Source organism: Streptomyces sp. NPDC001634, assembly GCF_040298185.1.
In the GTDB taxonomy this organism is placed as follows: domain Bacteria; phylum Actinomycetota; class Actinomycetes; order Streptomycetales; family Streptomycetaceae; genus Streptomyces.
In genome coordinates this window covers 1-12,621 of record NZ_JBEOZU010000151.1, presented here as the reverse complement: position 1 = coordinate 12,621, position 12,621 = coordinate 1, and the positions used below count along the sequence as shown (strand labels likewise).

The 12,621-nt window shown below is 68.1% G+C and carries 11 protein-coding genes and 1 pseudogene; 5 read left to right on the top strand and 7 right to left on the bottom strand.

Annotated elements, in window-relative coordinates:
* The coding region (locus ABT186_RS45590; RefSeq protein ID WP_351930313.1) for an alpha-L-fucosidase at positions 1–2,189 on the top strand (2,189 nt) is incomplete at its 5' end.
* Positions 2,190–2,319: 130 nt separating this feature from the next.
* On the opposite strand, the gene ABT186_RS45585 is transcribed toward ABT186_RS45590, so the two are convergent.
* The gene (locus tag ABT186_RS45585; RefSeq protein ID WP_351930311.1) at positions 2,320–2,703 is read right to left on the bottom strand and encodes a recombinase family protein; all 384 of its coding nucleotides are present in this window, start codon (positions 2,701–2,703) and stop codon (positions 2,320–2,322) included.
* Between the two features lie 4 nt (positions 2,704–2,707).
* Here ABT186_RS45585 and ABT186_RS45580 point away from each other — a divergent pair, with 4 nt between their 5' ends.
* The 3 genes from ABT186_RS45580 (at position 2,708) to ABT186_RS45570 (ending at position 4,321) form a co-directional block, all read left to right on the top strand.
* Positions 2,708–3,088 (top strand): hypothetical protein, encoded by a 381-nt coding sequence (locus ABT186_RS45580; protein WP_351232529.1) that lies wholly within the window; start codon positions 2,708–2,710, stop codon positions 3,086–3,088.
* Between the two features lie 73 nt (positions 3,089–3,161).
* A complete protein-coding gene (locus ABT186_RS45575; RefSeq protein ID WP_351232527.1) occupies positions 3,162–3,923 on the top strand; it encodes an SDR family NAD(P)-dependent oxidoreductase in 762 nt (253 codons plus the stop codon).
* Positions 3,924–3,949: 26 nt separating this feature from the next.
* Positions 3,950–4,321: a MerR family transcriptional regulator gene (locus ABT186_RS45570; RefSeq protein WP_351232539.1), complete on the top strand. Its 372-nt coding sequence runs from the start codon at positions 3,950–3,952 to the stop codon at positions 4,319–4,321.
* Between the two features lie 69 nt (positions 4,322–4,390).
* Here ABT186_RS45570 and ABT186_RS45565 read toward each other — a convergent pair whose 3' ends face one another.
* The 4 genes from ABT186_RS45565 to ABT186_RS45550 are packed head-to-tail and all read right to left on the bottom strand — an operon-like array spanning position 4,391 to position 10,738.
* The gene (locus tag ABT186_RS45565; protein ID WP_351930309.1) at positions 4,391–4,858 is read right to left on the bottom strand and encodes a hypothetical protein; all 468 of its coding nucleotides are present in this window, start codon (positions 4,856–4,858) and stop codon (positions 4,391–4,393) included.
* Positions 4,858–7,353 carry a hypothetical protein gene (locus tag ABT186_RS45560; RefSeq protein WP_351930307.1) on the bottom strand — a complete coding sequence of 832 codons (2,496 nt, stop codon included), beginning with the start codon at positions 7,351–7,353 and terminating at the stop codon, positions 4,858–4,860. Before ABT186_RS45560 ends, ABT186_RS45565 begins: the two co-directional genes overlap by 1 nt.
* The gene (locus tag ABT186_RS45555) at positions 7,353–9,299 is read right to left on the bottom strand and encodes a hypothetical protein (RefSeq protein WP_351930305.1); all 1,947 of its coding nucleotides are present in this window, start codon (positions 9,297–9,299) and stop codon (positions 7,353–7,355) included. Before ABT186_RS45555 ends, ABT186_RS45560 begins: the two co-directional genes overlap by 1 nt.
* The gene (locus tag ABT186_RS45550; protein ID WP_351930303.1) at positions 9,299–10,738 is read right to left on the bottom strand and encodes a site-specific integrase; all 1,440 of its coding nucleotides are present in this window, start codon (positions 10,736–10,738) and stop codon (positions 9,299–9,301) included. Before ABT186_RS45550 ends, ABT186_RS45555 begins: the two co-directional genes overlap by 1 nt.
* A gap of 283 nt (positions 10,739–11,021) precedes the next feature.
* Here ABT186_RS45550 and ABT186_RS45545 point away from each other — a divergent pair, with 283 nt between their 5' ends.
* Entirely contained in the window at positions 11,022–11,168 is a 147-nt protein-coding gene (locus tag ABT186_RS45545) for a hypothetical protein (RefSeq protein ID WP_351232517.1), read from the top strand.
* Here the strand turns inward: ABT186_RS45545 and ABT186_RS45540 are convergent.
* Both ABT186_RS45540 and ABT186_RS48215 read right to left on the bottom strand, forming a co-directional pair.
* Positions 11,134–12,432 (bottom strand): recombinase family protein, encoded by a 1,299-nt coding sequence (locus ABT186_RS45540; protein WP_351930301.1) that lies wholly within the window; start codon positions 12,430–12,432, stop codon positions 11,134–11,136. The genes ABT186_RS45545 and ABT186_RS45540 overlap by 35 nt on opposite strands.
* A gap of 113 nt (positions 12,433–12,545) precedes the next feature.
* Positions 12,546–12,621: pseudogene (locus tag ABT186_RS48215) on the bottom strand (transposase); the annotation flags it as partial.

Genomic DNA, 12,621 nt, shown 5'->3' with positions numbered 1-12,621 from the left:
TGGCTGTCGGGCCGGACCGCTTTTTCGGTCGTACGGGCCTGCGGCTATCCGTCCTCAGCGTCGTCTGTCTCGTCATCCGTGTGCGGGTCGCGCAGTTGCCGCGGGCCCGGCGCCGGCGGGCGGGTGAAGGCGTAGCGGCCGAGGAAATTGATGTCGTCGTACTGGAGCGGGAGGAGTCGGGCGAGGAGTTCGTCGGTGACGGGAATCCGTCGGCGGCGAGCTGCTTTAGCACACCGATCGAGACGCGATACGGAACAGCGGTACGGGGGGCACCTGGGCCCGTCGTCAAACAAGTGGTGCGTTTTGCAACTCGATTCATTCTCGGACCTGCGACTTCGAACACCATAGCGATGCAGTTGGTTTCCGACAGGCCCGGACTGGTGCGGTCGCGAGCGCGAAAAGATCGATTCTGTCACGAACCCGATGATCTGAGGCTTGTCGCACCAGGCCGTGAACGGGCTCCGGCAGATCCACGCCACGCCCTTTTTGCACCGCTTGCGGTCACGTGGGTTTACTGCTTCCTGCACACCCTTCAACCGCACGAAAAGGATCTGCTCATGCACTTATTCGGCAGACGGAAGCTGGCGGGCTTGTTCATTCCGCTGGTCTTGCTGATGGCCGTCCTCGTGGCGCCCTTCCAGACGCAACGGGCCTATGCGGACGACGGAATGACCAACATTTTCGATCACAAGTACGGCCTCTTCGTCCACTACGTGCCCCGCCTCACGGTGAACTCCAGCGGCGCGGTCATCAACGACCCCAACGCTCTGGCGAACAGCTTCGACGCGAACGGGTTCGCCAACGATCTGGCCGCCGCGAAGGTGCAGTACGTCATCTTCACCGCATGGCACTCCAAGATGATCGCCCTCTACCCGAGCCAGAAGATGCTGGACTGGGGCCTGCCCAACCACCGCGTCGACCGCGACCTCATCGGAGACATGATCACCGCGGTCAAGGCCAAAGGCATCCACGTCTACCTCTATACCCATCCGCGCGACGGCATGGAGTTCAGCGACGAGGACAAGCAGAAGACCGGCTGGGGCACACAGCCTCCGCCGGCCGGGCAGCCCTGGAACCCGGGAGCGGACTTCGACCGTCCAAAATGGAACGCGTTCATCGACGACATCTACCAGGAGATGATGCAGCGCTACGGGGCACGGATCGACGGCCTGTACATGGACGAGGGAAGCCCCCAGGCCGACAGCCAGACCGTCATCGGCTACCCCCGGCTGCGCAACACGATCAAAACGGTCAGCCCGCGCGCCGTCCTCATCCAGAACAACTACGGCAACCTGTACGGCCTGGACAAAGGCATGAAGGAGTACTTCGGCCAGCAGGAGTTCGCGCAGACCAACGGAGACCTGTGGCCCGGCTACGCCGAGCCCGTGGCGGCGACCCTGCGGGGAACCGGAACTTCTTGGTGGGCATCGGAGACCGGTGGCTCCGTCAAGTACTCGCCGCAGAGCATGTTCCGTTACACCGTCCTGCAGGCGGCCACCAACAGCGACGGCGGCGGCATGGCCTGGGCGGCCGGCCCCTATGCCGGCGGCGGCTGGGAATCCGGCGTCATGCCGGCGCTACGGCAGGTCGGTACCTGGATCGACCAGATCAAGGAGTCCGTCCTCGGCACCCGGCCCAGCACCTCCTATCCCACCAAGGCCGGGACCCGCATCGCCGACCTGTCCTGGAGCGTAGCGACCAAGTCACCTGACGACCGCACCGAGTACCTCCACGTGCTCAAGCCGCCGGCCGGGCCGACCCTCACCCTTCCGCTGCCTCAGGACGGCAAGGTCTTTTCAGCAGCCTCTCTGGTCAAGGACGGCACGCCGGTAACGCTCAGCCAGGACACCAACCGGGTGAGGCTCACCATTCCAGGGTCCTGGGACGCCAACGACACCGCGATCAAACTGACCGTCTCCGGCCGTTCCGGTCCCGTCGCCCTCTACCGCTGTTTCAGCCCCAGCACCAACCATCACCTGGTGACCACTGATTCCGGTTGCGAGGACCCGAGGCGCTACTCGTTCGAAGGGCCACTCGGCTACGTCTACCGGAGCCAGGTCGCGGGCACCGTTCCCCTCTACCGCTGTTTCAGCCCCAGCACCAGCGATCACCTGGTGACCACTGATTCCGGTTGCGAGGACCCCAGCCGCTACTCCTTCGAAGGGTCCCTCGGCTACGTCATCGACTGAACCAGACGAACGTGCCTGAAAGGACGAGACAGTCAAGCGGCTGATGAACCGCCCTGGTTGAAGACCAGGGCGGTGACGGCGTCGTGGTCGGTCATGGGGTCAAGGCCGGTGCCCTCGTGGAGATGAGTGCTCATGCGCTGGACTCCAGTTGGCGGGGGACAGCGGTGGGGCGCCCGTCCTTCAGGTCGGAGATGTGGTTGTAGGGGGTGCCCGGGGAGACGCTCAGGAGTTGGGCGATCGAGGTGATGGAGCGGCCGGGGTCGGGCAGGAGGTCGCGGGCGGCGCGGATGACTTCCCCGGTGGCGACGGCGGGACGTCCGCCAACCCGGCCGCGGGCGGCGGCCAGGCCCTGATTGGTACCGATGACGATGAGCTCGCGGATGAACTCCGCCAGGGCGGCGAAGACGTGGAAGACAAACCTGCCGCCGGGGGTGGTGGTGTCCAGGTTCTCGTCCAGCGAGGTGAAGCTGATGCAGCGCTCGCGCAGCTCGGAGCCGGAGGCCAGGATTCGCACCGCGATGCAGCAACTGCTCGCTGGCCCTGTTCCCGACGGACTGAAGTGCGACGTCAAGAGCTTGTGCACCCTCGCGGGAGTGCCACGGGCGACGCTCTACCGCACCTACCCACACCTCAAAGCGGAGTTCGACCGTCAGCGGCAAGCCGCCCAAGAAGCAGGACAGCAGCCTGATCCACGACTGGCTCAGATCGACCGACTCAAGGCCGAGGTCGCGACCCTGCGCGAACGCCTCACTAGGAAGAACGCCGAACTCAGCGTTCTGAAGGAGTTCCAGGCCACAGCCCTGTCCCGCCTCGCGGCCCAGTACGAGCTCATCGCCGCCCTGCGGAAGGAAGTCGAGTCCGCCCCACACGCCAGGGTCCACACGCTCCCGGCCCGGTGAGCCCCATGGACCAACGGGCCTCGCTGGCCGCCGCTTGACCTTGCCACTGGCGGCAGGGTTGAACGATCACGGCATGGACACCAGCACCGCACCGCAGAGCAGCAGGATCGTCGCCGTCACCGGAGCCGGCACCGGGATCGGTCGGGCCACCGCCCGGGCCTTCGCCGCCGAGGGCGCCCACGTGCTCGCCGTCGGTCGGAGAGCCGAACCGCTCCACGAGACCGCCGCCGGCCACGAGCGGATCACCCCGCTGGCCGCGGACATCACCGCCGCGGGAGAACCCGAACGAATCATCCACACCGCACGGGAGCTGCACGGCCGCCTGGACGTGCTGGTCAACAACGCCGGCATCGTGCGCAGCGGCGCCCTCGGCGCCCTCACACCCGAGACGATCACCCCGCAGATCGCCACCAACCTGATCGCACCCATCCTGCTGACCCAGGCCGCGCTACCCCTCCTGGAGACGACCGGCGGGGTGATCGTCAATGTGAGCACATCGGTGGGGCAGCGGGCCTGGCCCGGCAGCTCGGTCTACGCGGCGACCAAGACCGCGCTGGAATTGCTGACCCGCAGCTGGGCGGTCGAACTGGCACCCCGCGGCATCCGCGTGGTCGCGGTCGCCCCCGGCGCGATCGACACCCCGATCGGCGAACACCAGGGCCTGACGCCGGAGCGGAGGGCCGCAGTGCGGGAATGGCAGCTGGCCCACACTCCGCTGGGGCGTATCGGTCAGCCCGAGGAGGTGGCCTGGGCCATCACCCAGCTCGCCTCACCAGCTGCGTCGTTCGTCACCGGAGTCGTCCTCCCCGTCGACGGCGGGGCGGTCGTGGCGTGATAGGAGTGGCCCCGGAGGTGACACGGGTGAGGATCGGCGAGCTGGCCAAGGGAACCGGGACGACCCCCCGTGCGCTGCGGCATTACGAACAGGCCGGGTTGATCTCCTCCGAGCGGGCCCCCAACGGCTACCGCATCTACGACGAACGGGCAGTGGTGCGGGTCCGTAACATCCGCTACCTGCTGGCCGCCGGACTCACCCTCGACGACGTGCAGGTGTTCCTGCCCTGCCTGGACGGCGATGTGGCTGCCGCACCGCCGTCGGACAACGGTCTGCGCGTCGCATTGGAACGGCTGGCGGTCCTCAACGAACGGATCGCTGTCCAGACCGAGGCCCGCGACCGACTGGAAGCCGCACTTCGGCACAAGACCGGTGGCCGGATCCGCCCGGTGGCCTGACCCAGCTGTCTCACGGCGGAGACCGAAGAACTGACGGAGCACGATGAGACAGTCCCACCTGGGCATGTCTCATGCCCGGCTATCGGGCGTAACCGATCTTGATTCCGGCACGGACGAGCGGTTCGGGGACGAGTAGGTCCGGGCGGTCGGCGAGGGGAGAGGGGCGAGTCTTCGGTCGCTGGCGCGCTTCTTCAGGGCCAGGTTCTCGTGGTAGAGGTTCGCGGTCACCGTCGCGAGGGCGTCGAGTTTGCCGTTGAGCTGCGTGACCTCGGCTCTCGCCTCACGAAGCTGCTTCCGGAGCGCGGAGATCGTCTCGTCCCGGGCGACCTCGCCGGGGGTGCGGAGGACGGGGCGGGCGACCTTGGCGTTCCACTCGGCGAGGATGTCGTCAGCGCGGTGGACGGTCGCGTGGCTGACCTGGGCTTCTCGGGCGAGGTTCTCCTTGGTGAGGGCGCCGTCGGTGTGCAGGGGTTCGCCGGCCAGCAGCCGGGCCATGGCCTCGCGGAGCTTGAGGGCGGTCTTGGCGGACACTGGCATCAGGAGGTGACTCCTTCTTGTCGAAGCGCGCGGGTGATGCGCTGGACGTCGGCGAGACGGATCAGGACGGCCTTGCGGCCGGGTGGTGACAGGGTGGGGTCCTGGGCTCTGGCTGTGAGGTCGTCTTCCTCGGCGATCCAGATCGGAGCGTGCCGTCGGGTGATCACGGAGTTGCGGCAGCGGTCGGGTTGGCAGGCGCCGATCAGCGGGGCCGTGCCGCGCTGATCGGCGGGCAGTTCGTTCTGGCACTCGGCCTGCGGGGCGTCGAACATGCAGTGGTTGATGGTTCCCAGGTGGAGGTTGGTGAACTGGGTGGCGAGCAGGGCGGCCTCGGCTTGTTCATCGGCGATCTGCGCCCGTAGGGCGGGGTCCTCGTGCATGGTCGAGATGACTTTGTCCAGCCCGGCGTGCAGCCGGTCGGCGCCGGGCCCGACCGCGACTTTCTCGCCTGTCCGGCGGGCCCTGAGCAGGTCGACCAACCGGAGTGCGGCGGCGCACTCGAGCTGCTGGTCGAACTCCTTGGCCCACTGGGTGTCCATCTGCGCGTAACCCTGCGTGGTGCAGTTGGCCAGTGCACGGCGGGCAGCGTGTTTCAGCTGGAGGCCGAGGGCGACTTCGGAGCCCGGCTCACGCCCGGTGATCACCGACATCGTCCGCCGGAACATGTGCGAGCGGACGTGCGCGTCGGGGATGGTTTCCAGTCCGTAGGCGTCGGCGCTGGCGTTGACGTGCTTGATGAAGTAGTCGATGTCTTCGGCGGCGATGATGCCGCGATCGCCGCGGTTCTTCTTTCCGCGGGGTGGCTTGAGGCTGGCGAACAGGTGGGTGGGGTGCCATGACAGTTGTTCTGCGACGGCGATGGCCTCGGCGACCGGCTCGATGATCCACCAGAACGACTCCGGCGGTTCCGGATCGTGCTTGATCTTGTGAGATCTGATGGCCGGGGACCCGTAGTAGGTGGTCACGGCGTCGCGCTGGATCTCCTGCACTTCCGAGTCGCGCATGAGACTCGTCGCAGTGACGAAGACGTAGCAGGCTGCCCTGAGCATGCGCAGCTCGACGGTCAGTTCCGCCTGGGTGATGTGCGTGCGCCAGGGACGTGTCGTTCCGTCCTTGCAGGTGATGTGGGCGGCGTCTGGGCAGGGCTGCGGGATTGACCAGTAGCGGTTGGCGGCCATCACCATGGTTTGCCCTGCGGCGACCGCTTCCGCGACACGTTGGCGCCGGGCCCGTCCCGACGCGGCATGCGAGGTGAAGCGATCGCCGGTCGGGATGCCCCAGATCAGGCGAGCGAGGGTGCTCCAGATCACGGTTCCCGCCTGGCCTACGCCGTCGTCGGCCGACCGGATGGGAACGCGGTTGTCCGGGTGGGCCAGCCACTGCCGGAGCTCCTCGTCGATCACTGCCGCGGACGGGCGGGCGCCGGCGGGGACATGGCGGCGAGCATTCACGACGGCTGCAGCGACTTTCCCTCGGACCGCGTGCGTGCGGCCCTGGGCGACCACGGCGAGGACGGCCGCCCGGCGGGCCAGGGCGCGTGCGCGTGGCGAGCGGCTTTGGGTGGCAAAGATGCTGTCCTGCTTTCCTGCGGTGATCAGCTCGCTGAGAACTGTCCAGATGGGATCGCCTGCCTTGGTGCCGTGCCGGTTGACGGCGTGAACCGGCACGCGGTGGCCTGGGTCGGCCAGCCAGGCGGCGATCTGGGCATCGGTGTCGTCGGCGGTCTGGGCGGCGTGCCGATGAGGTGGCGTCCCTTGGCCGAGACCCGTGGCCAGGTGCTCGAAGTGGTCTTTCCATCCCAGGATGTCGGGGGCGAAGGTGTGGATGTACGTCCAGGCGGCGCGGATCAGGGGCCACCAGGTCTGCGGCGGGATCGTCGGGGTGGCCAGCGCAGCGTCGGCCGTGGTGGCGTTGAGCACGGCCTGCCGTCCGATCTCGGCGGCGGAGCGTTCGTCCCACGGGTCGTCGAACGGCGTGACGCCGGTGACGACCGCGGCGAGTTCCCGAAGGGTACGGACGGCGCCCACATGGTTGGCCACCGTAGTGTCGCCGACCGTCACGGCCAGCTCGTCCAGGAAGGACTGCCAGTTTGCCGCAGCCCAGAGGCCCGGGTCCGCCGGAAGTCCCTGCCGCCGTCCCCACCTCAAGATCACCCGCAGCTTCTGGCAGCACATCTTGACCGTCGGGAAGGCGACTGGCTCGGCCGAACGGTAGATGGCCGCCTGCCGCAGCAATCGGTGAGTGGGGTTGAACTGGGCAAACGCGATCTCCCGCAGCTGCAGCGTGATCAGCGGGTCCTCCGGCACGAAATGGATCTTGTATCGGGTGGGAGGCTGGTTGGCGGGGCGGCCGATGCAGTCGCCGGACCAGAAGCGGACGTCGCCGAAGCGTGGGACAGGAATGCCTGCGACGAGCCGGTAACCGGGACCGAAGACCGGCTCGTCGTCGCGGAAGTGGGCCGAGACGGCGGCTTGGAGCGCCGGCTGAGGCGTCATCAGTCGAACTCCGTTCGCTGGCCCAGCGGCAGGTCAAGACGAAGGCCCAGGTCAAGGACCTCCTGACGGGCGGCGGGCAGCAGGTCGGCGCATTCGGTGAAGACTTCCTGCAGCGCGGCTGCCTGGCGGCCCCAGACGGCCTGCCATTGGGGCGGAGGAAGCGCGGCCCGCATCCGCTCGATGTGATCGGACAGCATCAGCAGCCGCGGCAGCTGGGACGTGAAGATCACCGCGTTGCGGCAGAGCATGCACATTGCCGGCGCAACATGGCATACCTTGCCGTCACTGCGGTGGGGAGAGTCGTAGGGGGCGCGGCAGTGCGTGAGCCCCATGTCCAGCTCGCCCGCGCGGATCGCCTTCGCCTCCATGGAGCTCAGCCCCAGCGACTCGGCGACCTCGCGCTTCTCCAGTTGGGGTTCGGCGGCGGCATCGACGAACACCGGTTTTTGCGCGACGCGTTGGAACACCCATTGCTGGGACCGGTTGATGGCCTGTCCTGCCAGGACGTGCGCGGTCGTGCCGTGGGCGTAGTGGCCGCGGTAGATCTCGACGTGGTGGTCGTCGCCGGCCAGGTCGGTGAGCGAGCCGCCCAGGGCGACCGCGCGAACTACCTTGGCCGTCTTGCGCAGGCGCCGGACATCGTGTGGCCGGGAGATGACCAGCGGTCGCCCCTCGCTGTCGTGTTGGACAGCGATCCAGTGCGTAAACCGCCGCTGGCCGTGGGTGAACTCGGCGCATGCGGCACCGAGCCCGCCGGTGTCCTTACGGTAATCCACCGCCAGGAACAGCCACGGCTCGCCAGCGAAGGACTCCCGGGCCGAGGCGGTGACCGCCAGCAGACGCCGCAGCAGGCCTGGAACGTCCCAGACGCCCGACCCGGCGAAGTACGGATCCTCCTCACTCCGTCGTGCGGTCTGCTCTAGGTGAAGGTCGGCTCGGATGCGGCCGGCCCGGTTCTTCTGCTGGACCAGTCGCACCCCGCCGTCGGTGAACTCGATGTCCGGGACCTTCAGATCGTGGAGTTCCTCCGGGGTCGTGTCGGACATGCCCAGAAGGAGCAGGATCCGAAAGGCGTGCAGGTCCATCTCATCGGCGAACAGGGCGTGTCCCAGAGCCCGGACCAGGGCCCGGACACCAGGGTGCCGGGTCTTGCCGTCGTTCTTCCAGGCGGGCAGCAGGCCGCGGATCTGCGGTGGCCACCACTTGGGCTCGGAGGGCAGTTCCCTCTTCAGAACCTTCGAGTTGATCATTCCGGCGCGGGCGGCCCAGAGCAGGTTGGGCAGACTGAGCCAGCCGCCGTCGCGAGGGTCCGTCCCGGTGGCCAGGAGCTCGTGGCCTCGGTGGAGCCGGGCCTCCGTCGCCCGTGCTTGTTCGCGGGCTGCGTCCCGCAGGGCGATCCGCTCGGCGTTGGTGAACTCATCCAGCGGCTTGCCCCGTGGAGCGCGGAAGGCGGTGGGCGCCTGGGTACGGGCCTTCAGGTTCTCGCAGACCCTGGCCCCAGACGCGGCGCGTTGTTCGATCATGGCAAGCAGGGCCTTGACCAGCGTGTAGGGGTGCTTGGACTGCGGAAACTCCCCGCGCAGGGCCTCCTCCCAGGCGTAGATCACCTCGACGAGGTCGATCTCGTCACGGTCCAGCCGGGCATGGGCCGGATCCAGGCCGAGTGCCTGGACGTACTCGTCCGTGAAGGCGGCGAGCTTCCTGACAGCGCCGCCATAGTTGGCGCCGCCGTCGCCGATCCCCAGGGCGCGAGTGATCTTCACCCACTCGTCCGCGAGCTGTGCCGCCAGCACCGAGCACCGGTAGTCCGCGGGATTGATGCTGTGGCGCTTCACCCGGCCCCGGTGTTCCGAGGTGATAACCCGGATCCCGGTGTGGTCCAAAGCGGGCCTCGGCGGCGGGACCTCGGCGCGGACCCGGACCTTGCGTTCTCCCCGGCGGGCCATCAGGCCGCCCCCGCCCCGACCAGCACGGCCGCGTAGTCGGCGTAGGTCTTGTCCTGGTCGTTCCACTCCGTGATCGCCTGGCTGACCAGCAGGTTCGTGGTACGGATGTAAGTGAGATACCGAAGCGTGGAGCTTGGGCGCCGGTGTCCCAACAACCGCTGCAGAATGAGCAGCGGAATCCGCGAGAGATGATCGGCGAGGTAGCCGCCGTGCCCGCCGGCGGCCAGCCGCTCGGACTCCTCCCGCAGGACCAGCTGCGTCAGCATCTGCAGCATGTAGACCGCGAAGGTGTGGCGCGTGTCGTGGATCCGCAGCCGGGCCGGCATCACCACGTCGGCCTCCTGCTCGTCGCTGATCCGAAGGCTACGCAGGTGGGCCTCGTCAAAGATCTGCTCCCAACGCTGCTTGGACAGCATCCGCCCGCCGCGGCCAACGAACAGGGCCATCGGCTCCAGGCCCAGGTCGCCCTCGATAACGGCAACCCGGCGGATCTCGGCGGGCATCGCCTCGACGCGGAAGGTCCGGCGCCGCCCGTGCAGGGTGCCCCGCAGCTTCATCTGACGCAGGTCGACGTCGTCGACGACGAACAGTTCATGCCGACGCCGGTACAGGGCCTTCACCGAAGACCGCACCATCGCGGCCCGCTCCGTGCGGCGGTACAGATCGATCTCTCGCAGCGTCGCGTGCTGGACGGCCACCACCCGCGGCAGCCCGAACTTGGCGATGGCCTGCAACATCACCTCAGCCGGGGAGGCGTCCCGACGCGGCGGGCCAACCTCGATATCGAGCAGGCAGCTGAACTCGCGCAGCCGCATCCCCGTAGTGATCGCCAGTTCGCCAGCCGCGCTGTTGCGCAACGGGGAGCGGCCCCGGAAAGCAGGATCGACCAGCCCGTCGGGGAGACAGCCGCGCAGACCCACCTGCTTGAGGAACCGCCACTGCCGGAAGGTCAGGTGGCGCACGTCCAACTCGGTCGTGGCGCCCCAGGCCAGCACGTCCCGCCCGTTGCTGCGGCGAAAATACGGCCGCTGATCGAGCAGCCTCGCCTCGACGGCCCAGCCGTAGAAGTTGTTGATCAGCGACCGGCGCTTACGCCATGTGGCCGGCTTGTCCGGCGCCTCACGGTGCCCGGTGCAGTCCTCCCGGTAAGCCACCAGATCGTCTTCCGTGGCCGACAACAGGTCGGTCGCCAGAGGGAGTTGGCCAAGGAAGTCGACCAGGTCCAAGGCGTCGTACGTGTAGTCCTCCAGCGATTTCTCCTTGAGCGACTTCGACAGCTCCAGGAAGAACGAGCACAACGGCTCGGCCGGACGCATGCCGAGATCAACGAAGAAGGGCGTGCCCTCCTTCACCGCCCCGGGCCGCTGCACGTACGCCACCGCATCGAAATCGACGCCCGACGGTGCCTCGTAGAACCGACGCACCTTGCCGTGAGACACAAAGAAGTGATCCACCCCAACTCCCTCTGAGACAACAAGAGGTCAGGGAACCTAACGGTCTCCCCCCTCTCCCGGTGTCCCCTCAGATGGCACATGAGACAGCCAGAGATCCTTGTCCTAACGCAGCTGCTCCCAGTCGGCCTCGGCGTGCGCGTCAGGCAACGCGTCGACCGACTCCGTGGTGTAGGGCGCGACGACGACCACCGCCCCGGCGCCGCTCACGGCAGTACCCCAGCGGCCGACCGAACCCATGGGGGTCCGCGCGCCTGCGCCACCACCAGCGGTGAGCCCACGGGACGTTCCGGCATCCGGTGCGTGCACCGGCTCCGGCGAAGCGCACCGGTGCGCAGACACCAGCAGCTCCCTGTTCTTCGACCACCACGACCCCGAGATCGTCACCTGGCTCGCCAAGCGTCGCCTGGACGCCTGACCCGAACCGCCACCCCAGGGGCGAGCAGCCGCTTCGTCGGCCGCTCGCCCCTCCCGCTGCCAGATCCCTTGCGAAGGGACCACGTAAGAAACATCCCGTCCCAGGTGGACGAGGAGGCGGATCGCCGCGTCCCCCGCCACTCGGGGGCTCGCTCCAGTGGGGGTGGTCGGCCGAGCGGGATGCCTGTCTGGCTCTCCAGGACTTGGATGAGACGAGCCTGGAACTCTTCGTCTTGCGCCGCTGGGTGAGGTGCCTGGGTCTGCTGGTGATACCAATAGCCGCCGGTGCTCGGAGTCACGTCGTGGTGGGTGGCGAGCCAGACCTGTGTCTGATGGCTGGCGGTCAGGTCGTCCGGTGCGCCGGCGCCGCCCATGCGGGTCGGCACCCAGCCCGGGTCGACCGCGTGGCTGGTGGTTCCTGCCCACCGGGACGCCAGGGCGAGCGCGAGGGTGGTGACCCAGAGCTTGCTGTCGGAGTAGGAGGCGGTGCTGTCGGTGAGGCGTCGCAGGTCGGTGGAGCCGCCGCGGTGCATGGAGCGGCTGAGGTAGATGAGCCTGCCCGGCTTGTCCATCAGCGCGAATTCGGTGTGGGCCTGCCGGACCGCCTCGGGGTACGCCTGGCGCTTGGCGTGTTCGGCGAGCGCCCGGTAGATGCTGGCCACCGAGGGGTGCTGTCCCTTGCGCTTGCCGGTGGGGATGATCAGGTCGGGCTGGATCTGCTCGACGGACTCGCCGTTGGCCCGGCGGCGCCGGACGGTGTGGAGCATGTCGTCGGTGATGACCGGCGGCCGGCCGCCGTGCTTGCCCTTGCGGGCCGCGGTGTCGAGCCCTTCGAGCGTGGACTCCCGGATGTTCTCCCGCTCGGTCTCAGCCATCGCTGCGAAGAACGCGAACAGTAGCCTGCCGTGCCCGCTGGGGTCGTATGTGCCTGAGAGGGGTCCAGCGAGCATCTCCAGCACCAGGCCGTGGGCGGACAGGTGGTCGGCGAGCGCGGTGAGTTCGGCGGCGTCGAGGCCGAGGCGCTTCATCTCGTGCACCGTGAGGATCACCCGGCAGTGGAGCGTGCGCCTTGATCTTCCGGGCGGCGGCCAGCGCGGCCTCGAACTGGGGGCGGACGCGCACCCGGGTGCTGACTTCTCGGCGAAGATCTTGTCCCAGGGGATGTTCTTGGCTGCGAGCGCATCGAGCTGCGAGTCGAGTTCCTGGCCGAGGGGCGAGCAGCGCGCGTAGCCGATCCGGATGTCCGATTCCGTAGTCGACTGCACGAATGACCGGAGTCGCGTGCACGAGCGGGTTTGAGCCGTCGTTACGGATCACGGCCGCGACAATATCGGCGACCCGGCCGGGGGTCGACAGTCGCGTTACTGACTTCGGCTCGTCAAGGTGATGCTGGCTCGTCGAGAGTCAGGCCGGTGCCCGCTATGAAGCCGTCGAGGGTGTCGGCCCGGTACTGG